The organism is Streptomyces sp. Ag109_O5-1 (assembly GCF_003814875.1).
GTDB lineage: Bacteria > Actinomycetota > Actinomycetes > Streptomycetales > Streptomycetaceae > Streptomyces > Streptomyces sasae.
Map to the genome: position 1 here is coordinate 2,379,816 of NZ_RKQF01000001.1, position 21,953 is coordinate 2,401,768.

General features: G+C 68.3%; 20 protein-coding genes and 2 pseudogenes. 8 read left to right on the forward strand and 14 right to left on the reverse strand.

Annotated features, from left to right (window positions below; translation table 11 throughout):
• The first annotated feature begins 137 nt into the window (after positions 1-137).
• Positions 138-290 carry a hypothetical protein gene (locus EDD90_RS55270; RefSeq protein ID WP_185149030.1) on the forward strand — a complete coding sequence of 51 codons (153 nt, stop codon included), beginning with the start codon at positions 138-140 and terminating at the stop codon, positions 288-290.
• A gap of 157 nt (positions 291-447) precedes the next feature.
• On the opposite strand, the gene EDD90_RS10670 is transcribed toward EDD90_RS55270, so the two are convergent.
• A complete protein-coding gene (locus EDD90_RS10670) occupies positions 448-789 on the reverse strand; it encodes a universal stress protein (protein ID WP_123972801.1) in 342 nt (113 codons plus the stop codon).
• A gap of 220 nt (positions 790-1,009) precedes the next feature.
• On the opposite strand from EDD90_RS10670, the gene EDD90_RS10675 reads away from it, so the two are divergent.
• Genes EDD90_RS10675 through EDD90_RS10690 form a run of 4 tightly spaced genes read left to right on the forward strand, consistent with a single transcriptional unit; the run spans position 1,010 to position 6,936 of the window.
• On the forward strand, positions 1,010-1,630 hold the full coding sequence (locus EDD90_RS10675) for a TetR/AcrR family transcriptional regulator (RefSeq protein WP_185149031.1): 621 nt from the start codon (positions 1,010-1,012) through the stop codon (positions 1,628-1,630).
• Positions 1,631-1,661: 31 nt separating this feature from the next.
• On the forward strand, positions 1,662-2,963 hold the full coding sequence (locus EDD90_RS10680; RefSeq protein ID WP_123972803.1) for an MFS transporter: 1,302 nt from the start codon (positions 1,662-1,664) through the stop codon (positions 2,961-2,963).
• Complete coding sequence (locus EDD90_RS10685; protein WP_123972804.1) at positions 2,960-5,467, forward strand: glycoside hydrolase family 2 protein; 2,508 nt, start codon at positions 2,960-2,962, stop codon at positions 5,465-5,467. The genes EDD90_RS10680 and EDD90_RS10685 overlap by 4 nt, the downstream gene beginning before the upstream one ends.
• Positions 5,464-6,936: a carboxylesterase/lipase family protein gene (locus EDD90_RS10690; RefSeq protein ID WP_123972805.1), complete on the forward strand. Its 1,473-nt coding sequence runs from the start codon at positions 5,464-5,466 to the stop codon at positions 6,934-6,936. The genes EDD90_RS10685 and EDD90_RS10690 overlap by 4 nt, the downstream gene beginning before the upstream one ends.
• 5 nt (positions 6,937-6,941) lie before the next feature.
• On the opposite strand, the gene EDD90_RS55275 is transcribed toward EDD90_RS10690, so the two are convergent.
• Positions 6,942-7,085, reverse strand: a complete 144-nt coding sequence (locus EDD90_RS55275) for a hypothetical protein (RefSeq protein WP_185149032.1) — start codon at positions 7,083-7,085, stop codon at positions 6,942-6,944.
• 356 nt (positions 7,086-7,441) lie between these two features.
• On the opposite strand from EDD90_RS55275, the pseudogene EDD90_RS10695 reads away from it, so the two are divergent.
• A pseudogene (locus EDD90_RS10695) lies at positions 7,442-7,660 on the forward strand (IS200/IS605 family accessory protein TnpB-related protein); the annotation flags it as partial.
• A 152-nt stretch (positions 7,661-7,812) separates the two neighbouring features.
• On the opposite strand, the gene EDD90_RS10700 reads toward EDD90_RS10695, so the two are convergent.
• From EDD90_RS10700 to EDD90_RS10735, 7 genes are all read right to left on the reverse strand, one after another.
• Positions 7,813-8,769: a DUF4184 family protein gene (locus EDD90_RS10700; RefSeq protein ID WP_221305092.1), complete on the reverse strand. Its 957-nt coding sequence runs from the start codon at positions 8,767-8,769 to the stop codon at positions 7,813-7,815.
• A 273-nt stretch (positions 8,770-9,042) separates the two neighbouring features.
• Complete coding sequence (locus EDD90_RS10705; protein WP_123972806.1) at positions 9,043-9,930, reverse strand: hypothetical protein; 888 nt, start codon at positions 9,928-9,930, stop codon at positions 9,043-9,045.
• Complete coding sequence (locus EDD90_RS10710) at positions 9,927-10,262, reverse strand: PadR family transcriptional regulator (RefSeq protein ID WP_123972807.1); 336 nt, start codon at positions 10,260-10,262, stop codon at positions 9,927-9,929. The genes EDD90_RS10705 and EDD90_RS10710 overlap by 4 nt, the downstream gene beginning before the upstream one ends.
• A 346-nt stretch (positions 10,263-10,608) precedes the next feature.
• On the reverse strand, positions 10,609-11,208 hold the full coding sequence (locus EDD90_RS10715) for a DUF6262 family protein (RefSeq protein WP_123972808.1): 600 nt from the start codon (positions 11,206-11,208) through the stop codon (positions 10,609-10,611).
• The gene (locus EDD90_RS57135; RefSeq protein WP_260327791.1) at positions 11,205-12,923 is read right to left on the reverse strand and encodes an IS3 family transposase; all 1,719 of its coding nucleotides are present in this window, start codon (positions 12,921-12,923) and stop codon (positions 11,205-11,207) included. The genes EDD90_RS10715 and EDD90_RS57135 overlap by 4 nt, the downstream gene beginning before the upstream one ends.
• Positions 12,911-13,243: a transposase gene (locus EDD90_RS10725; protein ID WP_123972809.1), complete on the reverse strand. Its 333-nt coding sequence runs from the start codon at positions 13,241-13,243 to the stop codon at positions 12,911-12,913. Before EDD90_RS10725 ends, EDD90_RS57135 begins: the two co-directional genes overlap by 13 nt.
• Positions 13,244-13,921: 678 nt before the next feature.
• Positions 13,922-14,119, reverse strand: a complete 198-nt coding sequence (locus EDD90_RS10735; protein WP_123972810.1) for a hypothetical protein — start codon at positions 14,117-14,119, stop codon at positions 13,922-13,924.
• Positions 14,120-15,007: 888 nt separating this feature from the next.
• Between EDD90_RS10735 and EDD90_RS10745 the strand changes: the two genes are divergently transcribed.
• Entirely contained in the window at positions 15,008-15,319 is a 312-nt protein-coding gene (locus EDD90_RS10745; protein ID WP_123972812.1) for a hypothetical protein, read from the forward strand.
• A gap of 136 nt (positions 15,320-15,455) precedes the next feature.
• On the opposite strand, the gene EDD90_RS10750 is transcribed toward EDD90_RS10745, so the two are convergent.
• On the reverse strand, positions 15,456-16,022 hold the full coding sequence (locus EDD90_RS10750) for a TetR/AcrR family transcriptional regulator (RefSeq protein WP_123972813.1): 567 nt from the start codon (positions 16,020-16,022) through the stop codon (positions 15,456-15,458).
• A 124-nt stretch (positions 16,023-16,146) separates the two neighbouring features.
• Here EDD90_RS10750 and EDD90_RS10755 point away from each other — a divergent pair, with 124 nt between their 5' ends.
• Entirely contained in the window at positions 16,147-17,262 is a 1,116-nt protein-coding gene (locus tag EDD90_RS10755; RefSeq protein WP_123972814.1) for a saccharopine dehydrogenase NADP-binding domain-containing protein, read from the forward strand.
• Between the two features lie 292 nt (positions 17,263-17,554).
• Here EDD90_RS10755 and EDD90_RS57140 read toward each other — a convergent pair whose 3' ends face one another.
• From EDD90_RS57140 to EDD90_RS10770, 4 genes and pseudogenes are all read right to left on the reverse strand, one after another.
• The gene (locus EDD90_RS57140; protein ID WP_260328712.1) at positions 17,555-17,845 is read right to left on the reverse strand and encodes a group II intron maturase-specific domain-containing protein; all 291 of its coding nucleotides are present in this window, start codon (positions 17,843-17,845) and stop codon (positions 17,555-17,557) included.
• A gap of 93 nt (positions 17,846-17,938) precedes the next feature.
• Positions 17,939-18,109 (reverse strand): annotated as a pseudogene (locus EDD90_RS57145) (group II intron reverse transcriptase/maturase); the annotation flags it as partial.
• Between the two features lie 156 nt (positions 18,110-18,265).
• The gene (gene ltrA / locus EDD90_RS10765; protein WP_123972815.1) at positions 18,266-19,630 is read right to left on the reverse strand and encodes a group II intron reverse transcriptase/maturase; all 1,365 of its coding nucleotides are present in this window, start codon (positions 19,628-19,630) and stop codon (positions 18,266-18,268) included.
• Positions 19,631-20,158: 528 nt separating this feature from the next.
• Complete coding sequence (locus EDD90_RS10770; RefSeq protein ID WP_123972816.1) at positions 20,159-21,805, reverse strand: recombinase family protein; 1,647 nt, start codon at positions 21,803-21,805, stop codon at positions 20,159-20,161.
• Between the last annotated feature and the right edge of the window lie 148 nt (positions 21,806-21,953).

Consider the following 21,953-nt stretch of genomic DNA (forward strand, 5'->3'; position numbering starts at 1 on the left):
GCACAACGCATCATGGCCATCGCCGGGCCTCTGGTCGGAATCGTCGCGACAGTCCTTTTTGATGCCGCCTACAACTCCATCTCGGCCAGCTCCTGCCGATGTGCGGCTGCACGGTCGCGGCGGTGTGGCTCGCGGGCGTGAGACACAGCAAGGAATTGCGTGAGCTGTGGCGGATCAGCGATGAAGAAGGAGATGAGAACGACCGCATCTCTCCTTTGCTGACCCTTCAGCTCACCGCAAGTCTGCTGATCCTCTGCGGCCTGGGAATCTGGTTCGCCGCCAGTGCCTGATCCGCCGGCCCTCAGGCATCACGGCCCGGTACTCAGGTAGAGCTCGAAGAAACCGCCAGCCCGACAAGGGCCCTGACCCGTGGCTCAGCACCATTCCCCGTGGACTCTGCCAGTTCAACCTGAGTAAGTGGCACCGGATGAGGGCGGGGGCCATCCCTCAAAGGATCCTGCTGGCCAAATATGCGGTCATGCGGCGAGTGTGAGGTTGAGTCGGGCGAGGTGGCTGGTGCGGGTGTGGTCGAGGGGCTGCTACCTGCTCGATCTCGGCTTCCACCTGGGCCGCGAGCACGCTGCGAAGCTCCTCTCGGTCGGGCTCGGGCGGATAACCCATGAGCGCGCCGGGCATGACGCTGGCCGACCACACCGTCTCCACGACCTGCACCACGCGCAGCGGCCGATCACACCCCACCGCCTCCCGGGCCGCCCACACCACCGCATCATGCGCACTGTCCGACCCGTCGAAGCCGACGACGACCGGAGAACGATCCGACGAGGTCAAGGCGACGTCCTTTCATCCCGGGACCACATCCACTCCCCCCGGGTGCCCGTGATTGGCTCCGCCGAACCCCGTCGAGCCCTGCCCGGCCGAGCGACGAGGACGGCGACCGATCCTCCGAGCACGATACGAACGATCGTTCATTCTGTGGTTTGACACCTGAAGTTCTGCCAGCCATTCTCTACGCTCAGACACTATGAACGAGCGTTCAGGGATCGGGGACATGCCAGAGCTGACGGACGCGGAGCTGGAGCTACTGCCGCTGGTCGAGGGGATGTCGGCCGCGCGGCGCAAGTTGTATGTGACGGCGCTGCGCCTGTTCGCCGAGCACGGCTACCACGCCATTTCGGTGCGCGACATCACCGACGCGCTCGGGCAGCGGTCCGGCGCGCTCTACGCGCACGTCGCGTCGAAGCAGGAACTGCTGTACCAGCTCATGCGGATCGGCGTCAGCGAGCATCGAGACCGGCTGCGGGCCGCGGTGCTCGACGCCGGCAGCGAGCCCGCCGACCAGCTCCGCGCTCTCGTGCGAAGCCATGTCCTGGTGCATCTCGCGTACCCGGACCTCGCACGGCTCGTCTCACGCGAGGCCCGGTCCCTCGATGATGCCCAACGCGAGGGGGCACAGGCGGTCATCCACGAGACCGAGCGCACGCTCCTGGACGTGATCGAGCGCGGACAGCGGCTCGGCTCCTTCCGGGCCGACACCGACCCTCTCCTGGCCGGCGCCGCGATCGGCGGCATGGGGGTGCGGGTCCCCGAGTGGTGGACACCGGCCGTGCCACGCACTCCTGAGCAGATCGCCGACACCTACGCCGAGTTCGCCCTGCGCCTGTTCCGCTGACCCGCTCTCTCCCGCCGCCTGGAGGACTGGCATGACACCTGACGAAACCGCAGGCGCGACAACACCGTTCGGCCGCGTCATGACCTCGATGGTGTCCTCCTACGTGGGCGCGTTCATCGCGCTCAACGTGCCGGTGGCCCTGCTGCTGACGCTGCACCTGACTGCCATGGTCGGCAAGGCGGACGTCGCCGGCGCGATCGGCGTCGTGACCGGAGCCGGCGCGGTCGCGGCGCTCGTCGTCAACCCGCTGGCCGGGCGGGTCAGCGACCGCACCCGGCTGCGGTTCGGGCAGCGCCGCACCTGGATTCTCACCGGTGGCCTCGCCGGCGCGATCGCCGTGACGCTGATGGCCTTCACCACCGAGGTCTGGCAGGTGGTCGTCGGCTGGTGCCTGGTCCAGGCGCTGTTCAACGTCCAGCTCGCCACCACGGGCGCGCTCATGGCCGACCAGGTGCCGCCCGCCCGCCGGGGTGCGATCTCCGGCGCGCTCGGTTTCACCGTCGCGATCGGACCGCTGATCGGTCTCGTCGCGGTGGTGCCCTTCGCCGGCTGGACGCAGTGGCTCGTGCTCGGCGTCCTCGCCGCGGTCGGCGCGGTGCTCGCGGTGATCTTCCTTCGCGATCCGCTGCGGCCCGTGCCTCCGCAGCCGCTGGGGTTCCGCGCCCTGCTGACGTCGTACTGGGTGAGCCCGCGTCGGCATCCGGCGTTCGCCTGGGGCTGGCTGGTGCGCTTCCTCGTCACGGCAGCCGGCGCGGCGGGCAGCTACAACGGCGTCTATCTGCTCCAGCGCATGAACGTGCCCGAATCCTCGCTCTCCGGGCCGGTGCTCACGCTGTCCACGATCTACGTCGTGATCGGCGGGTTCGCGAGCCTGGCCGGCGGGGTGCTCTCCGACCGGCTGCGCCGGCAGAAGCCGTTCGTGCTGCTCGCGGGTGTCCTCATCGCGGCGGGCCTGGTCATGCTGGCCTTCGCGCCGTCGATGGACTTCGTCTACGTCTCGACCGCGATCAGCGGTGTCGGCGCGGGCATCTTCCTCTCGGTCGACGTCGCCCTGAGCTCACGGTTGTTGCCGAACGCCGTCGACATCGGCAAGGACTTTGCGGTCATCAACCTCGCCAACACCATCCCGCAGTCCGTCGTCCCGCTCATCGCGCCGCTCCTGCTCGGCCTCGGCGGGTTCACCGCGCTCTACCTCACCCTGGCCGTGATCGGCCTGATCGGAGGGATCCTCGTGTTGCGTCTGCCCGAGCTCGGGTGCGAAGGCGACCCGCGCTTCGCGCTGCTCACCACGGAACGGCCGAACCAGGCCACGGCCAAGGAGTCCGTGGCATGAGCACGATCGAGCTGACCGAGTTCGAGCTGCGGGACCTGCCGCCCGGCGAGGGCAACCCGATCGAGTTGACCCACGACGCCTCCGGTCCGTGGCTGCCCGCCGCCGTGCCGGGCGGTGTCCACGAGGCACTGATGGCCGCCGGCCGCCTGGTCGATCCTCTACTCGGCGACCACGAACCGGATGCCGCGTGGATCGAGGGGCGCGACTGGTGGTTCCGCACGCGGTTCCGCGAGCCCGCGTGCACCGGCCAAGAGCGCGTCCGGCTGATCTTCGACGGACTCGACACGATCGCCGACGTCTGGCTCGACGGCACGCTGCTCGGTCACCACGAGAACCAGTTCGCCCCCGTCTGTTTCGACGTGACCGCAAGGCTCGAATCCGATGCCGACGAGACGCATGTGCTTCTCGTGCGCTTCGCCCCGCCCATTCCGGCCGACGCGGAGCAGGCGTCCGGCACTGGGCCACGCGGTCCGCTCCAGCTGGTGCGGCACCTGCGCAAGGCGGCGTTCTCCTGGGGCTGGGACTTCGCGCCACGAGTGCCGTCGATCGGCGTGTGGCGGCCGGCGCGACTGGCTCTGGAGCGCGGCGCGGCGATCACTGGCCACCACGTCGGTCTCACCGAGTTGGCGGCGGACCATTCCGCCGCGGTCGTTCGGATGAGCGTCGACGTCGACGTGTTCGCGGCGACCATCGCGACCGCGGCGTTCACGCTCACCGCCCCGGACGGCCGTGAGTTGCGCGCAGCCGCTGCCGTCGCCGACGGCGCCGCGTCCGTCGAGCTCGACCTCGACCACCCGGCACTGTGGTGGACGCACGACCTCGGCGACCAGCCCCTGCACCAGGTGCGGATCGAACTGCACGCCGATGGTGCTCTGGTGGACGCCCGCGACGACCGCGTCGGCCTCCGGACGATCGCCGTGGATCGTTCCCCGGAGCCCGTCGAGGGCGGCCGACTGTTCCAGTTCGTGCTCAACGGAGTTCCCCTGTTCGCGCGCGGAGCCAACTGGGTGCCGCCCAGCCCCTTCGTCGGGTCCGCCGATCCCGGTCTGCTGCGCGACCGCGTCCTCCGTGCCTGCCAAGGCAATCTCACGATGCTGCGGGTCTGGGGCGGCGGCGTGTACGAACACGATGCCTTCTACCGCGCGTGCGACGAGCTGGGAGTGCTGGTCTGGCAGGACTTCATGTTCGCGTGCGTCGACTATCCCGGTGAGGACGCGACCTTCCGCGCCGAGGTCGACGCCGAAGCACGGGCCCAGGTCGCGCGGCTGCGCAACCGCGCGTGCCTGGCTCTGTGGTGCGGCAACAACGAAGTGGAGATCATCCATCTGCTCACCAACGGCGGGCGGGAGGCCGGCGACTGGGGACGCCGGATCTTCCACGAGGTGCTGCCGCGGGCGGTGGCCGAGATCGACGGGCTCGTGTCCTACTGGCCGGGAAGTCCTTGGGGCGAAGGCGGTCCGCACGGAGTCAACGGCGTCCTCGACGGTGACCGCCACGACTGGGAGGTCTGGCACGGGCTGGTCATTCCCGGCTTCACACACGGATCCGACAGTTACCCGACGCGGGGCGACGCCCGCCACTACCGACGCTACGCTGACGACACCGCGCGCTTCGCCAGCGAGTTCGGCATCATGTCGGCCCCGGATCGGGGAACCCTCGACCGGTGGCTGCCGGGCATCGCCCTGCACGACACGACCTTCGACAGGCACCTCACCGACCGTCCGGTGACCAAGCTCGACGAACTGTTCGCGGTGACCACGGGAATACCCGGCGACCTCGACGAGTACGTCGCGCTCTCCCAGGCGGTGCAGGCCGAGGCGATGACCTTCGCCGTGGAGCACTTCCGCCGCCGGCAGCCGCGAACCGCGGGCGCCCTGGTCTGGCAGTTCAACGACACCTGGCCGGCGATGACCTGGTCGCTCGTCGACGTCGACGGCGTGCCGAAGGCCGCCTACCACGCCCTCGCCCGGGCATCGGCGCCGCTGGTCGTGAGCTTCATGCCCACGGCCGACGACGGCCTGCAACTCTGGCTGGTCAACAACACCCGGCTGCCCGCACGCGTGCGGGTCGACGTGGAGTTGGGCACCTTCGACGGACTCGAGCGCGACATCATGTGCGTCACGGGCACCGCCGAGCCCGCGACCTCGACCGTGATCTGGACCGGCCGAGTCAGCCGGGATGCCCGCCACTACGCGTGGGCCGCCAGCCCTGACGGCGCTTTTCCGCCCGCGCGCCGGCACTTCGCCGAGCTCGGCGACCTCGAACTCGGCGACGGCCGTGTCGACGTGACGGTGGTCCACGGCGGCGTCGATCTGGTGTCCCACGGCTACAGCTACGGCGTGCGGATCTCGCACCCGGAACCGGCGATGCGGCTCGACGACAACCATTTCGACCTCCGCAACGGCGAACGCCGCTTCGTCGGAATCCACGGCGTCGACCCGGCGACGGTCACCGTGACCACCACGACCCCACACTCCCGTGCCAGCCGGGAGCGAACCGTATGAGCGAGCACGTGACGACCCGGATCTCCACCGGGACGCTGCGTGGAGTGCGGGCGGACGGCATCGACCGCTACCTCGGAATCCCTTACGCCGCAGCACCAATCGGCGACCTGCGATTCCGCGAGCCGCAGCCGGCGCCGGCCTGGGACGGCGTCCGGGACGCGACGACGACGGGCCCCACCGCGCCCCAGATCCCCTATGGACCCGTCACGGCACAGTTCCTCGCGAACGTGATCTCACCCGGCGACGGGTACCTCAACCTCAACATCTGGGCACCCGTCGGCGCAGCGAGCCGTCCCGTCATGGTGTGGGTGCACGGCGGGTCGTTCGCGCACGGCTCGAATGCCCTCGACGGCTACGACGGCAGCGCGTTCGCGCGTGACGGCATCGTCCTCGTGTCGATCAACTACCGACTCGGCACCGAGGGTTTCTCCGTGCTGCCGGGCGTGCCCGCGAACCTCGGCCTCACCGACATCGCCGCCGCGTTACGCTGGGTACGCGCCGAGATCGCCGCGTTCGGCGGCGATCCCCACAACGTCACGGCGTTCGGCGAGTCGGCGGGTGCGAGCGCCGTCGGCGACCTGCTCGGCAGCCCACATGCCGTGGAGCTGTTCGACAAGGCGATCCTGCAGAGCGGCACTCCCTCGGCGGTGCACCCCGAGCGCGCCGGCCGGATCACGCGCCGCACCGCCAAACGGCTCGGCATCCCGGCCACCCGCGAGGCATTCGCGGCCGAGCCCTCGTCGCGACTGCTGGCGGCCGAGGCCGCGCTCACCGCGAACTCCTCGCCCGTCTCGGCCGGCCTCGGCTTCCAGGCGGCGATCTCCGAGCCGCTCCTGCCCCGCGAGCCGCTACAGGCGATCCTCGACGGCGCCGGCGACTCGATCCCTGTGATGCTCGGCTGGAACGCCGAGGAGACACGACTGTGGCTCGTGCCCTCCGGGTTGCAGGACCGCATCGGCCGCCTCCTGTTCACCGCCGTGCGACTCCGGTTCCGGATCGGACGCCGCATCCTCCGCGCCTATCGCGCGGCCTTCCCCGCCGCCAGTCGAGGGCAACTGCTCGGCGAGTTCGCCACCGACTTCATTCTCCGCCTGCCCTTCCACCGGATCGGCGACCACCGGCTGGCCCGCCAGGCCGCGTCGACCCACCTCTACGAGTTCGCCTGGCGCACCCCCGTCGGCGACCTCGGCGCCGCACACGCCCTCGAGATCGGCTTCGTCTTCGACCAGCTGACCTCCCCCGACTGGATCAGGTTGGCCGGCGCCGAGGCGCCCCAATCCCTGGCCGACGCCATGCACGCCGCCTGGGTCCGCTTCGCGACGACCGGCGACCCCGGCTGGCGCGCCTGGGACTCGAACCGCCCCGTGATGGTCTTCGACAGCCCGTCCTCCCGGGTCGTCGACAACCCACGCGAGGCGATCCTGTCCGCATGGCGGCGACGCGCCGAAAACACGTCTCCAGCAAGGTGACCATCTCATGAGTCGGGCCTGCTCAGGGCGAAGGCCCGTTCCGCGGTGGCATGGCTGATGTGGTCCCGCTGGTTGTCGGTGAGCGGCGCGGTGCGCAGGAACTCGATGGCGTCGCCGGTGTTCTCGTATGGCGTGTCGATGGCGAACATGATCCTGTCGTCGCCGATGGCCGTGCGGGCGAGGTCGAGGACGTCGGGGTCGTCGATGCCGCTGGTGGTGAGGACGAAGTTGCGGCGGAAGAACTACTGTACTGAGTCTGAATGGTCGGGGTGATCATGGAGGTTGGGGTTGCGGACTGCTGGCGATTGACTGCGCGCGGGCGCGTTCTGGCGCACATGAGTGAGTGTTCGGGCTGCGGCGTGTGCGACCGCACAGCATGCGCACGCGGCCGCCGTCACCACGGGGCAGAACGAAGGTTCCTCTGCCGAATGTGTGACCTTTCCTGGCGGTGGTCGTTGGGTGCGGTGACGGGTTCTTCGGGGGACGCTGGGACGGGGGTGGAGGGATGGGCGGGCTGCGGGAGCTGGCGGCGCCGTTCGTGGTCCCCGGTCCCTCGGGAGTCGCGATCCGTGACCGGCTCAAGGGGCTGACTGCCGAGGACGAGAAGGTGCTGCGCCTGGTCGGTGATCATCTGGGCATGCTCGCCTCCCGGGACCTGAGGGCCCGCTGCGCGGCCGCGGAGCATGCCGCGGGGCAGTGGGCGCAGCGCAAGCGGGCCCTGACCGATTTACCGACTCTCGATGTGTGCGGGTGGACTCTGAACTGAGGTGATGCGGCGCGTAGATGTCCGTGACGGTTTTGAGCCGCCCGTCAAAGCAGCGGCTTTGCGCGTTGCACCTCGGCGGTCAGGGCGCGGATACCGTCTGCAGAGTGCCGTCACTTCCCGTCCTGAGTCGGTTGCGGCGAGGGGGCGGGGCTGGGCGCCGTCGCGGGCCGGCGCGAGATAGCGCCGATCTGCCAGGTGGCGGCGTACAGCAGCAGTACGACCGCGAACGAAGCGCCCGCTCTCTTGGCGGCCCCGGTCAACACGCCTTCGGCGAGGGTCCCCCACGGAGCTTGGACCATCTTGGAGGGATAGGTGGTATCGATCACGCCGTCTCCCCGGTCGACGGTAGTCGGGTGGCTGTAGTCCACTTCAGTCACATAGCGGTAGGCGTTGAAGTCGTCACGGGCGTTGACGGCGCCGCCCAGCACGGGTGCCGCAACCAGCAGAGTCACCACGCTCCACCGCATGACGGGACCCAGGCGGGCAACGGTGTCGGTGCCGCCGTGGGTGCGCAGACGGTCCCGGCGCCGCCAAAGATGCCAGCCGACGGCCGCCAGGCCGAAGGCGGTGCTCGCCAACTGCAGCAGCCGGGCGACCGTCAAGCCTCCCAGGGCCGAGGCGCGCAGCGGCTGCACGTGGGTGACCAGGAAGCCGTCGCCGTGGGTGAAGGAGTCCCACGCGAGGTGGGAGGCGATACCGATCAGGGCGGAGACCAGTAGCCACATGGTGTAGCGGACCTTGGCCGGCAGGCCGGTTGTCCGCTCGGGTTCCGGAAGGCGGAGGCCGGATGGGAGCAGTGCTGTGATCGGCGCGCGCAGCATCCGGTAGGCGGCGACCAGACCGATGGCAAGGGGCAGACTGACCACCAGGCCCACACTGAGCGAGTGAGTCTCCGTGGCGTTGAGGAGCGGCCCGTACCAGTCCTTGGGGCTGGTCTCGGACACGCCGATGGCGTCCAGGAAGTACGGGATGTCGGGTGCCATGGCACCCGCGACCAGAGACGCCGGAACGAAGGGCCGACGCATCAGCGGCAGCACTGCTGCGGGGTGGGACAAGGTGAACGGCAACTCGATGATCTTCTCTGCTCGGAAGGGACCGGGCGGGGGTCAGTGCACGTCGCGCTGCGGGCGCCCTTTCGCTGGGGGCACCACCCGAGATCGCACGGCTGGCCCAGACAGCACTCCCGGATAGAACGCTGGACAGAGTATTCATCTCAACGGACTATTGCAACGTGTGCGGAGCACGGTGTGCTGCCGGCATGGAAGCCGTCAGGCAAGACACATGGTCGGCACGGCAAAGCCGGCCGCCCGTTGGCGGGCGGCCGGAAAGTGAAGGCGGGGTCAGCGTCGGCGGCGCACTGCCTGGAAGAACGCGGTGAGCGCGGCCACGACCGACAGCAGGAGAAGAGTGCCGAGGACGGGCCGGAGATCGCCCCAGGCAGTCGCGTAGGAGTAGGCGACCAGCGGCGGAGAGGCCACGGCCATCGCGCCCATCTCACGCAGACCTGAGGAACGTGCGCGGAGGGCGAGGACGGCCCCCGTGAAGGCGAGGACCAGCATCGGCCAGGCGCCGTAGTCCGTGGTCACGCCGAAGGCCCCTGTATAGGTCCCTGCATCCACGGCGACGACGGGAAACCACCCCGCGGCAGCCATGGCTCCGGCCGCCGCCGACAGTCGCCTGTCACCGCGTCGGTCCGGAGGGCAGGCGAGGACGACGGCGACGGTCAGCAACGCCACGACCGGAGCGATGGCCCCGTCGTCGTACACGTGTGCGCCGGCAGCCCACTGCACGGCCGTCCCCAGCAGCCCGCACACGGCCACCCCCACGCCCGGCCCCCACCGGCCGGTCAAGGCCATGACCGCGCCGACGCACACCAGCAGTGAGAGCAGCATGTACAGGGTCCACGCACCATCCATGGCGGAGAGCTGTACCCATACCGGGGCCGGCGAGAGAACAAGCCCGGCGTACCAGCTCGACAGATGCAGCCCGCTGGCCACCGCACCGGCCGCCAGTGCGAACGGGGCAGCCAGGGCGAAGAAGCGCCCCGCAGGCGCCGCCGGGTCAAGCCCCAGCCGAACCCGCAGGGCGTGCGCGGCCAGGTCGGCGTCCGCACGCAGCCGGGCCGGACACGGCATGTCCGCCGTCATCTCCCGGTGCACGTCGATGATTTCCTGCCCGTAAGCAGCCCGGTATGCGGCCGGATACAGACGGACGAGGGGATCGCTCACGCGGGCGCCGCCGCACCGTCGGCCAGACGCCGCCTGACCTCCCGGACAGTCGCGGCCAGCCGCTCCGCCTCGGCCTCCAGCCTCTCCCGCCCGGCGGGAGCGAGAGCGAAGATACGACGAGCCCGGCCGCCCACCACATCCTCACGCTCCACCTGGATCAAACCCTCCGCCAGCAGCCTGTCCAGCGCCCCGTAGAGCGCCCCGGTACGCGGCGCCACTCGGCCGTCGGTGATGGTCTTGACCTCCTGGGCGATGGCATACCCGTGCCGAGGGGAATTCGCCAGCGCCGTCAGCAGCAGCAGGGCTAGCTCCTGCATTCCTCGTCCGCTCATATCGACAGAATATTCCGCCCGACGGACCCTCGGTGGGCTGGAGCCGCGGCGGTCTCGTCCTCGCGGGTGCGTGGGCCGGGCACCGTCGCCGCCCGGGCGGTCAGGTCCAGGTCGAGGCGGCTGTTCATGCCAAACTCGAACCGGCCGTAGGGGGTCACGTGCGTCCAGAACGCGGGGACAAGGCCCGACGATCCGCATCGGTGAGTGTCTCGGCCCACTTCGGAAAACGGGTGACGGCTCCGCTAATGCGGAACCCAAGATCAACTATTGACGGCTTCCGGGCTCACCTCGGCGACACCCCCAGACGAACCCACGGACGTCTGCACTGAACGCAGCCCTCAGCCCGCTACCGCGAAAATCCGGTCCGATCCTCCTCGCGGGCCTGTTCGAGAAGTTGGGCTTCGAGGTCGGCGATGCGCTTCTCGGCGAAGCGCAGGTTGGAGCGGGCGCCTTCGAGTCGCTCCTGGAGTGAGCGGTGCTCTCGCGTCATCTGGTCCAGACGGCGCTTGAGGGAGGTGTTCTCGGTGCGGAGGGCTGGGGCGGATTCCGCGGGGGCACTCTGTTCAACGTCTCGGAGCTGGCCCATCAGTTCGCCGATCCGCTTGCGCTGGGTGAAGACGGTCTCCTGGGTGCGGGTGAGTGCCTCCTCGGCGTTGAGTGCGCGCTCGCGCCAGGATGCTTCGATGCGCTCGTGTTCCTGCTGGGCTCCTTGATCACGCCGTTGTCGGGCGTCGGCGACGGCTGCTTGGACCAGGGCTCGTGCGTCCGTGTTCTCGTAGCAGAAGGTGGCGGACACTCCCGCTCGCTCGGCGATGGCTCGGACGTTGAGCCGTCTGCGTTCGCGGCGAAGCTGCGTGATGGCCTTCTCTAGCTGGGTCAGTTTGTTGCGGGTCTGGCGGCGGCGAGCGGCGATCGCGGCCGCTGGGGGGTTGGCAGCGGATGTCATGCGGCGTCACCGTCTTCGATCTCCGCTGGCTCGGTGAGGTCTGCGGCTCGGAAAGCGGTGGACCAGACGCGGCCGAAGTAGTCCTGGGGGCGGCGGAGGTCGAGCGCGAGGGCCTCGTCCAGGAGACCGACGGCTTCCAGCGCACGCTCCAGGCCGGTGATCGCGCGGGCGGTGGGCTCGAAGACTTGGTGGAGGTAGTCGGCGGTCGCACTGTCGGGCGCGCGTTCGGCAAGCATGCGCCACTGCTCACGCTTGCGGTGCCAGTAGACGAGGTCTGCGCCCGACATCACGAAGTTCTCGCAGCTGTGGCAGTTGAGATCGAAGGGGCAGGCCGCGCCGTCGACGACGTGCTGGAAGGTACAGAAGCCGCCGTCGGCCGGGGTGGACCGGCGCGTCAGGTCGATGGCGAGGGCCTCGGCCTCTTCCTTGGACATGGGCTCGCTGCCGGACAGGATCAGTCCGGGCTCGTCCGATCCGGGGCCGGCGACCCAGATAGTCTGCAGGGCCTGTTCGAGGCGGGGGTCGGTGTTGGCGAGGTGGACGTAGTGCTCGGCCATCCGGCCGGAGACCTGCCCGAGGTAGCGCTTTACGTGGATGAGGTCGGCGCCGTTGCGCAAGAGGTTCGTCGCCAGCGTGTGCCGACTTTGGTGGGGAACACAGTGGGCGATGTCGAGCGTGTCGACCCAGTTCCGGAACAGCTTGTGGAACCATCCGTAACTGACGCCCTTGAGCAGGTTGCGGTTGCTGTACTGCCGGGGGAACAGGGCGATGTCAATCCCCTCGAAGCGTGGAGACGATCTATGCGGCCCCTCGGCGAGGGTGGCTCGGTAGTCACGTTCGTAGTCGATCGGGCTCTTGAACCCGCACACGCTGTGTAGCCGCCTGGCGTTGTAGAAGTCGGTGATCCAGGTGACGATCTTGATGCGTGCCTCGGTGCGGGTGCGGAAGGTGTGGCGGTGTACGTACTCGACTTTGAGAACGCTGTTGAACGCCTCGCTCACGGCGTTGTCGAAGCAAGATCCGACTCTGCCCATGGATTGGACTACGCCGAGCTTTCGGCAGGCCCGCCTGAACCGCCGCGAGCAGTACTCGCTGCCCCTGTCCGTGTGCATGATCACGCCGCGCACGTCGCCGCCGCGGGTGGCTGCGGCCATGTTCAGGGACGCGACGACCAGGTCGGCGTCGTGCCGCTCGGCCATCGCGTAGCCGAGCAGGCGGCGGGAGAACAGGTCGATGACCGTCGCCAAGTACAGCTTGCCCTCGCCGGTTTCGATCTCGGTGAGATCGCCCGCCCAGACGAGATCGGGCTCCTCGGCGGTGAAGTCCCGGCGCACGAAGTCCGGGGCGGCTGGCCGCTTGCCCGGCCTCGTCAGCGAATGGCGGCGGCGCACCTTCCGTCCGGCCAGCCCGAGTTCGGCCATGACCTTCGCGACCGTGTTCACCGATACTCGCCAGCCTCTGCGCGCCAGCTCGATGAACACCTTCGGCGAGCCGTAGGTGCCGCCCGAGCCGTGGAAGATCTCCTCGATCTCCTCGGCCAGCTGCTGCCGGCGCGCCTCACGCGCTGTCGGCGGACGATCCCGCCACTTGTAGAACCATGACTCGGACACACCCAGCGCCGGGCAGGCGGCACGGTACGGAATCTTCTGCTCGGCCTTGCAGCTGCTGATCACCCCGACCGCCACGGCCGGGTCCGCCTCAGCTACTTCACCCACAAGGCCACGAATCGCTTGCACACATCACGCTCCATCTCCAGCTCGCGGATGCGCTTGTCCTTCTCCCTGGCCTCGGCCCGCAGCCGCTCCAACTCAGCGCGCTCGCTCTCCCGCAGACGACCGCCGGGCGACGGCTCGGCCACCGGCCGGTCCGACGACGGCGACCCGTTGCGCCGCGCCCGCGACACCCAGCTGTGCAACGTCCCCGGGTGGATACCCAGATCCTCAGCCACCTCCGGAATCGGCTTCCCGGTCTCCGTCACGATCCGTACCGCCCCCTCACGGAACTCAGCGTCGTAGATGCGCTTCCTGGATGCCATGACCCCCAACTATCCCTCCGGTCACGGTCTCCACAGTAGGAGGGGAACCTCAAGGAGGATCGGGCCCGGATCGAGGCCCGCCGCGGCAAGAACATCGCGAAGATCGCCGCGGCCCGCAAACTGCTCACCCTGGTCTACTACGGGCTGCGCGACGGGCACATCCGCGCCCTGGCCCGCCAGGCCGCGTGAGCAGCTCGGTGGCGGCAGGCGCGCGGTCGGGCAATTGTCTGACCCCCACCCGGCGCGGTCGCGGTTTTGATTGACCCCGCCTGCCGCACGTCGCACCGCTCCATGCGGCCTCACGCCGCGAAGGAATGACCGGCAGCCGAGCCATGGCCCTGCCCTCCTGCATCACACAGCGGAGACGAGCGACACCCACAACCCCACAGAACACACGCACCCTCGCCGACCTCACCCGTTGCCCGCGAGCCGGTCAACGCTGCCCAGAACCATCAACAACCAGCAGATATACCGCCCTTGACCAAACCCACCCCTTCAGGAATGACAATTACTCTTCCAGCTCGCGCAGCGGGCTGTAGCGACCTTTCGAGCGACACGGGCTTCACGCCTGCGTCCCGGGGCGGGACTCCACCCGCAGCAGCAGAACCGCTTCATGCAGCCTCACGATGTTGTCGACGGCTCAGTGTTGCCGCAGGCGTCAGGCACGTGAGCAGCTACTCAGTCCAGTGCGGACTTCTTGCCCGCCAGGTGCCAGAGCACGCTACCCAGAAACGGCAGTGCGAAAATCGCTGCAATCCACACTACTTTAGCGAAAAGCTCCAGCCTTGAGGTCAACGCACCCCATATCGCACTGACCACAAAGATGCAATAGGTGGCGAAGAGTGCAATCAGTACGAGCGCGGCGATGTCATGCATGCTGCAGTGCATCCTTTCCTGTGAAGTGCCTTGCATACTCTCATACATGCCGTCGCGGCTAGGGTTCGCGCTGTGACACCTTGGTGGGAGCGCCGTAACGATTCCGTGACGCCGCCCAGGTTGCGACGAGCGGGACGCTGTGGTGGAAGTCGGCATCATCCCACGGCAGGTCGCCGATCACGCGGTGCTGACGTGAGGGCGACTTGCCCCTCGACACCTACCGGACACTTTCGGGCGCTCGGCATCGGGAGGGGGACGGACGGGAACATTGGTCGGCCCGTCTGGACAATGTCGGCAGAGAGCCGTCGCCGAGTGCGCCAAAATGAACCCCTAAATCCGTGGCGCTTGTCAGCAGCGCCTGGACGCGCGGACAGAGAACGCCCGCCTGCAGTTGCACAGTTCACTGCGATCAGAAAATGGAGACGGTGCATGAAACTGCGCAAAGGTGTCGTGGCCGCAACCGCTGTGGCCACCGCAGCGGTGTTACTGCCCTCGCCACGGCGGGCACCGCTTCGGCAACGACCCGCCTCGGTCCGGTGCGGACCGGGTCCTACATCGAGTGCCGGACCTTGGGTGACGAGTACGCCCAGGATGGCCTTCTCGCCGGTTTCACCTGCGTTGCCGTCGGGAGCGGTTACTGGCTCTACCCTTCATGACCCGCGACCTGCCCACGATCCGCAGCCGGGGGTTGGGGAGGCTGTTTTTTTCAAGCAGTCGGACGCCAGGGCAAGTTCCCTGGAATCCCCTCACACCTGAAAGACTTTTACAATCGAGCGCGTTAAACGGCATGGGATCCGGCCGATGATACTTGGATCAGAACCATGAGCGCGGTCCCGGCACAGTCGGGAACATTCCATTTCGCACCTCGCCGACATGAAGGGAACATGCATGAAGCAGACATTCAAGCGGACACCTCAGGTCGCGCTGACGACATTCGTCGCCACAGCCACCATGGGAGTTTTCGCGACGAGCGCAAGCGCCGGCGACAACACCTGGATCCGGCAGCAGGATTTCGGTATTTGCATCTCTAGCGGCGCCAACGGCTACGTGTACGGCAACCGTTCTTGCAACTATGGTGACACCTCGCAGCTGTGGGACCGGGTAGGGTCCACCATCAAGAGGGCTTACACGAATCGGTGCCTCGACAGCAACGACTATGGCAATGAGCTATTGACGGCAACGAGCGGTGACGCTCTGTGAAGTTGCAACTGAGCAGGGCAATTGGCCACTCTGGTGCCTTTCAGGCGTTCGGTGGCAGCGGTCAAGAAGTCGGGCAGGTGGAGACGTCGGTCTCACCCTGAAGCGATCAGTTACGGCACTGAAGCGAACGTTCTTCTCATGTCCCGGCGAGGGTGGCTCGCAGTTCGTCGGTCACCGTGTGCAGGCAGCTGCCGAAACTCGCATGCCCTTTGCTCTCGATCCAGTGCCGGAAGGCGTTCCCGAAGACCATCGTGGCGAGCTGCGCGACCAATTCGGCTGTCTCGGCCTTCACCTGACGTTGCTTCAGGGCGTCGCGGATCGCCTCGGTGATCGCGACCGCCTTGGTCCGTTCGCGCTCCTGCAGCTCCGGGCTGGCGTCGATCACCGCCCGGCGCTCCGTCGCGCCGTCCACTTGCTCGGTGAGTTGGCCACCGACTCGGGCAAACGCGTCGAGGGCAGCAGCGAGCGGGGACGCGTCCGGGTTTGCCGCCAGGACCGCCTCCGCGAGTGCCGGGGGCAGGTGTTCCGAGCCGGCGAACAGGACCTCGCGCTTGTCAGGGAAGTAGCGGAAGTAGGAGCGCCGGGTGAGTCCGGCCCGCTCAGCGATGTGGGTCACCGTCACGTTGTCGTAGCCGCGCTCCAGGAAGAGCTCCAGAGCTGCCCGCTTCAGGCGCTGCTCGGCACCCGGATCCCACCTCGCCATGGGTTGACTGTAACAGGTGATGTCCCACTGTGTCGTCAGTGCTAGCCTGCACTCACGACACACTGTGTCATCACTGGGGCACCTGTCCCCGGTGCGGCCCGGAGCAGGCAGGGGTGGCGTTCACATGACGGAGACCAGCAAGACCGACGGAACAGCTGGCGAGAGCAGGGCGGACGACGAGGTATGGATAGTCGGGGCCGCCGGCCGTGTGGGCCGGGGCGTGACCGCGCGACTGGTCGGGCGGGGGCTGACGGTCGTGCCGGTCGGGCGCAGCCGGGAGCGGATGCTCGCCGCCGGGGCCGAAGCCGGTTTGCCTGGGGACGCGAAGGTGATCGTCGCCGATTCTGCTGAGCGGATCGCGGACGAGATCGTCCGGAAGCGCCCGCGGGTGGTGGTGAACACGATGGGCGCCTTTGCCGCCACGGCACCGGTGATCGCCCGCGCCTGCATGCCCGGCGGCCACTACGTCGACCAGGCCAACGACGTGGTCGCCGTGCAGGGGCTGCTCGCCCTGCACGACGAAGCGGTGCGGGCGGGCAGCACCCTGGTCACCGGCGCCGGATTCGGTGTGCTGGCGACGGAGGCGGTGGTGGCGATGCTGTGCGAAGGCCGACCCACGCCGCACCGGGTGCGGGTCGACGCCGTGGCCTCGGTGGCCGTCGAGGCGGGTGTGCTCGGTGCCGCCTTGGCGGCCAGCATCGTGGACGTGCTCACCGCCGGCGGACGGCGGTACGAGAACGGGCGGCTGATGACGTCGCGCCTCGGCGCGGACCCACAGCAACTCATCTTCCCGGACGGTGAGTCGGCGAAGTCGGCAGGTGTCTCGTCCGGCGAACTCCTCGCGGCGCATGCGGTGAGCGGAGCACCATTCGTCACCGCGACTTCGGCTCTCGTGCCGACCGCTCCGCTGATCCGTGCCCTGCTCCCACTGCTCGGCCGCCTGCTGTCCGTTCCGGCGCTGCGGCGCCTCGCCGTCGACCGGCTCGGCCGGGCCACGGTGAAGGCCGCACCCCGTCCGCGCAAGCACTCCTGGGGGCACGCCGTCGTCGAGTGGGCGGACGGCACCCGGCACGAGGGATGGCTCCGCGCCGGTGACGGCATGGACTTCACGGCCGACGTCACCGCCACCGTCACGGAACTGCTGGCCCGTGGCGTCGGCAAGCCCGGGGCCTGGACGCCCGCAGCCGCCCTCGGGGCCGACCTTGCGACGGCCGCAGGCGGCACCTTCGTACTGGACTGAGGAGCGCCGATACCCGCCGTCCGGCGGCTGCCGGGGCCTCTCACCCTCTTGCCGCCAGATGGGATCGACATCGAGGCGAACGGCCGCAGCCGCTGGTCGATGCCGCTGCGGCCAACTGCGATGCTCGGCCTGGCAAACCAGCGTGCTCAGTCACAGAGGTAGCCGCGTCTGCCGGATCAGCACCCCGGCCCTGGACAAGAGCAGTCGGGTGGCCCGGAGGGGTCTCACCTCCGGGCTCCCACAGATCCCGGCGTGACAGTCTCCCGTCACCGGGCTCTTCTCAACCTCGCCATCAGAACTCCGGGACCCATCGCCAGTGCGCGAAGAAACCGGGGTACTGGCGGGTCGTGCGCTTCCATGCGGCGTGCGCTTTGTTGAAGGTCCTCAGCCGTCTGTACTTCTTCCTCATCCAGCGCACCAGGTAGACGTTGATGCGCCTGAGCAGCGGATACAGCTCCGACCGGTAGAAACGGCCGTAGTAGTTCATCCATCCCGACACGATCGGGTTGAGCCATCGTGCGAGTTCTTGCTCGGAGAGGGAGGTGTGGCGGTGCAGCCTCCAGGACCACACCGTCTGGCTCATCCTCCGGATGGCGGTCTTGGAGACCGCCGGACCGAAGCCCGTGAACACGGTCCCCTGCCTGTTGCGGACCGCCCGAGCCCGGAACGTGAACCCCAAGAAGTCGAACGCCGTGTGCCCGAAGGAGCCTTGACGCTTCCCGTCCTTGCAGTACACGATCCGGGTCTTGTCCCGGTGGAGCCGCAGCCCGACCTGCTCCATCCGCGCGCCGATCGCCGACACCAGCATCTGGGCCTGGCGCTCACTGCGGCAGTGCACCACCGCATCATCGACGTACCGCTAGAACGGCACCGCCGGGAATCGCCGGGCCATCCACTCGTCGAGTAGGGTCGGGGACTGGCGCGGTGGATGAGTCTCCGTTTCCAGTCCCCGCCGCTTCAAACCGGACATGCGGTTCTCCCGCATCCGGCTTTCCGACATCGTTCACCGCTGGGCATGCACGGTCGCCCCGTGCCACTTTCCGGACAGACGGAAGACCCCGAGCCGACTGATCCACCCGTAGTTGTAGCGGGCGGCCCAATTCCGGCCTGAGAGGCCATGTTTGCTGCTGGTGAAAATCGCCAGCCGCTCGTGGACGTACTGGTCTACCGCTACGAACTTCCGCGCAGAGTTTCCCTTACGGAAGTACCCGGCCCATCCCCGGAGTACGGGGTTGAGCTCGGCCACCACGGCAGCCACCGGCCGCTCGGTCCGAGAGCGCAAGGTAGCCACGCGGACCTTATCCCGCAGCACCTTCAACGCCCGTCGCGAGGGCCACCGGTACAGGTAGAACCTGCCCCGCCACTTCCACGACTCCACTTTCCGGTGGTGGAAGCCGAGGAACTCGAAGCCCTGCCCACCTCGGGTGAGGCAGGTGATGCCGGACTTCTCGGGGTGCAGTCGCATCCCGAGCTGCCCCAGCACTCTCGCCGCCAACTGCTGGGCCTGCTCGGCCCGTTGTCTGGTCGGCGACAGGACCACGAAGTCATCGCAGTACCTCACCAGCACTCCCAGCCGGCGGCCCTCGCCCTGCCACGCCTCATCGAGGACGTGCAAAGCGACATTCGCCAGCAACGGGGAGATCGGTGAGCCCTGCGGAGTTCCCGCCCCGGTCGGGGAAGTCACCCCGCCCTCCAGTACTCCCATCCGCAGCCACGACCGGACCAGCTTCAGCATCGACCGGTCCGCCACGCGCCTCGCCAACTGAGCGACGAGTGCGTCGTGCCCGATCGTCCCGAAACAGTCCCGGATATCGGCCTCGAACACCCACTCCCGACCTTTGTTCGCCGCAACGCGCACGGCATCGCACGCGTCGATCGCGGACCGTTTCGGCCGGAATCCGTAGCTCGCCTCGGTGAACCCGGCCTCGAAGACCGGTTCGAGAACCATCTTCGCGGCCGTCATCACCACCCGGTCCGCCACGGTGGGAATCGACAGAGGCCGGAACTCCCCCGGCCGCCCTGGCTTGGGAATCTGGACCCGCCGCAGCACCGACGGACGATACGTATACGTCCGCAGTCGTTCCGCCAGGTCCTGGAGGAATACATCCACCCCCGAGGCCGCCACCGCGTCGACGGTTACGCCGTCCACGCCAGGGGCTCCCCGGTTCGTGCACACGACCGACCATGCCCGCCACAAGACGTCCATGCGGTGGACGTGGCCATACAGGGCATGGAACTGCCGTTCGGGTTCTTGCTTGGCACAGCGGTAAAGCGTCCACTGCAAGGCTCGGACCTTGTCCAGAGGGCGGCCGTCCAGTCGTGCGACGCCTTCCTCCCGACGGATGGAACTAGCCGAAACGGCACTCATCCGGGCCCCTCCCTGTTCGCGAATCGCATCGATGAAGCAGGGGCCCTTCGCTCCCGGCGGGTTATGTTGTCCCGCCGATCAGCACTACTACGACCCCCTCCGACTGCCTCTCGACAACCCGCCACTTCCCGGTTCCGCCGGTTATAGGCGAGCCACGCTCCCGAGCCGCACACCCGGGGCCGAGTAGGCCCTCTCCAGTTCCCAGGACACCCTTCCGACCGTTCCACGCCCCTTACGCCGGGAGGTTCTTCAGCGCCCGCTCCAGGTTCCCGGACGCCTTCCATGGCCTTCGCCCTACGCATACGGGCTCGGCACCTCCTTGGCCCACCCCACCGGGCGGGGTCTACATGACGACGCTGCAGGCTTCACTTGATGTTGCGGACCGGTCGGTCGCACGCCCCCGAAGGACGCTTGTCACTCCGCTTCGACGCCGTCCTCTCGAACGACGCCGGGAGTCAGCTACCGGGGACCCTGGCGTCTCCCCGGACCGGACTTGCACCGGCTGGCTGCCCTGAGCTTGACGTCCGGTTACATCCCCTCCACCTCTTTCAAGTTGAGACGACGCCCGAACTCCTGGACGTACACGCGTAGTGCAAGAACAGGTTGGCCAGCACGGGCGAGCCCACGCCCCCAACACAATGGATAACTCGGGCGCATGTCACCCTCGGTGTCGGCGGCGTCGTAGTTCTGGTCACTCTGGGTGGTCTTCTTCCTGACCGGGATGCGGTGCCGGATGGTGATCTTTTCGGGGCCGATGAGGATGTCCTGGACCAGCAGGCGCAGCACGCGTTGGCGCTGGGACACCTCGGCCACGGCGGCGTTCCTGCGGAGCTGGGCGAGGAAGTCTTTGAGGCTCGGGGCGAGTTGGAGGTAGGCGTCGCGGTCGGCAAGCTGGGAGTCGAGTGCGTCGAGCTGGCCGCGCAGGCCGGCCTCGCGGGCGCGCAGGTCGGGCATCCGCGCACGGAGTTCGTCGATGGTGATCAGCTGTTCCTGGAAGGCTTCGATCATCCTGGTGATCGCCATGTTCGCCTTTGCCAGGGCGAGTTCGGTCCGGGCGCGTTGGCGGGTGGCCGGGTCCGAGGTACGGGCGCGTTCGAGGCGCTGGTCGATCTCGGTCCGGATCAGGTGCGGGTCGGCGAGCAGGGCGGTGATGTGGTCCCAGACGAGGGCGTCGAGGTAGTCGGCGCGGACCGGCTTGCTGGCGCAGATGCGGCCGCCTTCGTAGCGGTAATCGTCGGAGCCCAGGCACCGGTAGTAGTAGATCTTGTTGTTGGCACTCGTCGTGGTGTGGCTGCGGTAGTAGCCGTATCCGCAGGTCGTGCAGGCGATGATGCCCTGCAGCAGGGAGGGGACCTTGCTGTTGCGGGAGGCGAACTTCTTGTTGTCCGCCAGGCGCTGGGCGACGCGCTCGAAGGTGGCCTGGTCGATGATCGCGGGGATGGGGATGGTGATCCACTCCTCGCGGGGGCGGTCGACGGCCTTGACAGGGCGCGGGGTGGTGCGGCCCTGCAGACGCGCGACGCGGTTGAGGGCCGGGGGCTCGTGGACGAGTTGGGTCTTGCCGAAGACGGCGTGGCCCGCGTAGGCGGGGTTGCGGAGCATGCCCCAGACGACGCTGCGGTCCCAGCGCGTCTTGCCGGTACGGGTCAAGGTGCCGGACTCGCTCAGCCAGCGGGTCAGGTCGGCGAGGGAGGCGCCCTCGTCGGCGTAGCGGCGAAACGGCTCGGCCACCAGCGCGGCTTCGTGCTCGACGATCTCGTAAGCGGCTCCGCACTCGGGAGATTTGCGCAGGTAGCGGTAGCCGAACGGGGCGCCGGCCAGGACGTTGACGGACCCGGCCTTGGCCCGGTAGGTCTTGCCGCGCCGGTAGCGTTCCATGAGCTGGGCCTTCTCGTACTCGGCGAACATGCCCTGGAACTGGACGAGCAGCTGGTCCTCGGGGCTGTCGCCACGCGGCCCGCGGACGAACTCCACACGGGTGCCCGCGCGGGCGAACTCCTCGATCAGCAGGGCCTGGTAGGCGAACTTGCGGGCCAGCCGGTCCGGCGCGTAGCACAGCACCACATCCACGCCGACCTGCGCGACGAGGTCCCGCAGCCGCTCCAGACCAGGACGGATCAGGGTGGCGCCGGAGTGCCCTTCGTCCTCGATTGATATGAAGTGTCTACCACATATAACGAATACAGTTCAGGCAGGTCGACTTTCACCCAAACGGCACCGAACAGAGCTCAAGCACCTGCTGTTTCATGAATTGTGCGTGGATGGCGTGAACCGGCAGAAATCTCAGCGGATGAACTGCGCCCGCCCACGGGGGCACTTCGCC

Excerpts from the sequence above, each read along its gene's own strand:
- EDD90_RS10675 (WP_185149031.1), top strand. The coding sequence starts at position 1,010 with ATGCCAGAGCTGACGGACGCGGAGCTGGAGCTACTGCCGCTGGTCGAG.
- EDD90_RS10680 (WP_123972803.1), top strand. The coding sequence starts at position 1,662 with ATGACACCTGACGAAACCGCAGGCGCGACAACACCGTTCGGCCGCGTC.
- EDD90_RS10685 (WP_123972804.1), top strand. The coding sequence starts at position 2,960 with ATGAGCACGATCGAGCTGACCGAGTTCGAGCTGCGGGACCTGCCGCCC.
- EDD90_RS10690 (WP_123972805.1), top strand. The coding sequence starts at position 5,464 with ATGAGCGAGCACGTGACGACCCGGATCTCCACCGGGACGCTGCGTGGA.
- EDD90_RS55275 (WP_185149032.1), bottom strand. The coding sequence starts at position 7,085 with ATGTTCGCCATCGACACGCCATACGAGAACACCGGCGACGCCATCGAG.
- EDD90_RS10710 (WP_123972807.1), bottom strand. The coding sequence starts at position 10,262 with ATGAGCGGACGAGGAATGCAGGAGCTAGCCCTGCTGCTGCTGACGGCG.
- EDD90_RS10715 (WP_123972808.1), bottom strand. The coding sequence starts at position 11,208 with ATGACATCCGCTGCCAACCCCCCAGCGGCCGCGATCGCCGCTCGCCGC.
- EDD90_RS10725 (WP_123972809.1), bottom strand. The coding sequence starts at position 13,243 with ATGGCATCCAGGAAGCGCATCTACGACGCTGAGTTCCGTGAGGGGGCG.
- EDD90_RS10735 (WP_123972810.1), bottom strand. The coding sequence starts at position 14,119 with ATGCATGACATCGCCGCGCTCGTACTGATTGCACTCTTCGCCACCTAT.
- EDD90_RS10745 (WP_123972812.1), top strand. The coding sequence starts at position 15,008 with ATGAAGCAGACATTCAAGCGGACACCTCAGGTCGCGCTGACGACATTC.
- EDD90_RS10750 (WP_123972813.1), bottom strand. The coding sequence starts at position 16,022 with ATGGCGAGGTGGGATCCGGGTGCCGAGCAGCGCCTGAAGCGGGCAGCT.
- EDD90_RS10755 (WP_123972814.1), top strand. The coding sequence starts at position 16,147 with ATGACGGAGACCAGCAAGACCGACGGAACAGCTGGCGAGAGCAGGGCG.
- EDD90_RS57140 (WP_260328712.1), bottom strand. The coding sequence starts at position 17,845 with ATGAGCCAGACGGTGTGGTCCTGGAGGCTGCACCGCCACACCTCCCTC.
- ltrA (WP_123972815.1), bottom strand. The coding sequence starts at position 19,630 with ATGAGTGCCGTTTCGGCTAGTTCCATCCGTCGGGAGGAAGGCGTCGCA.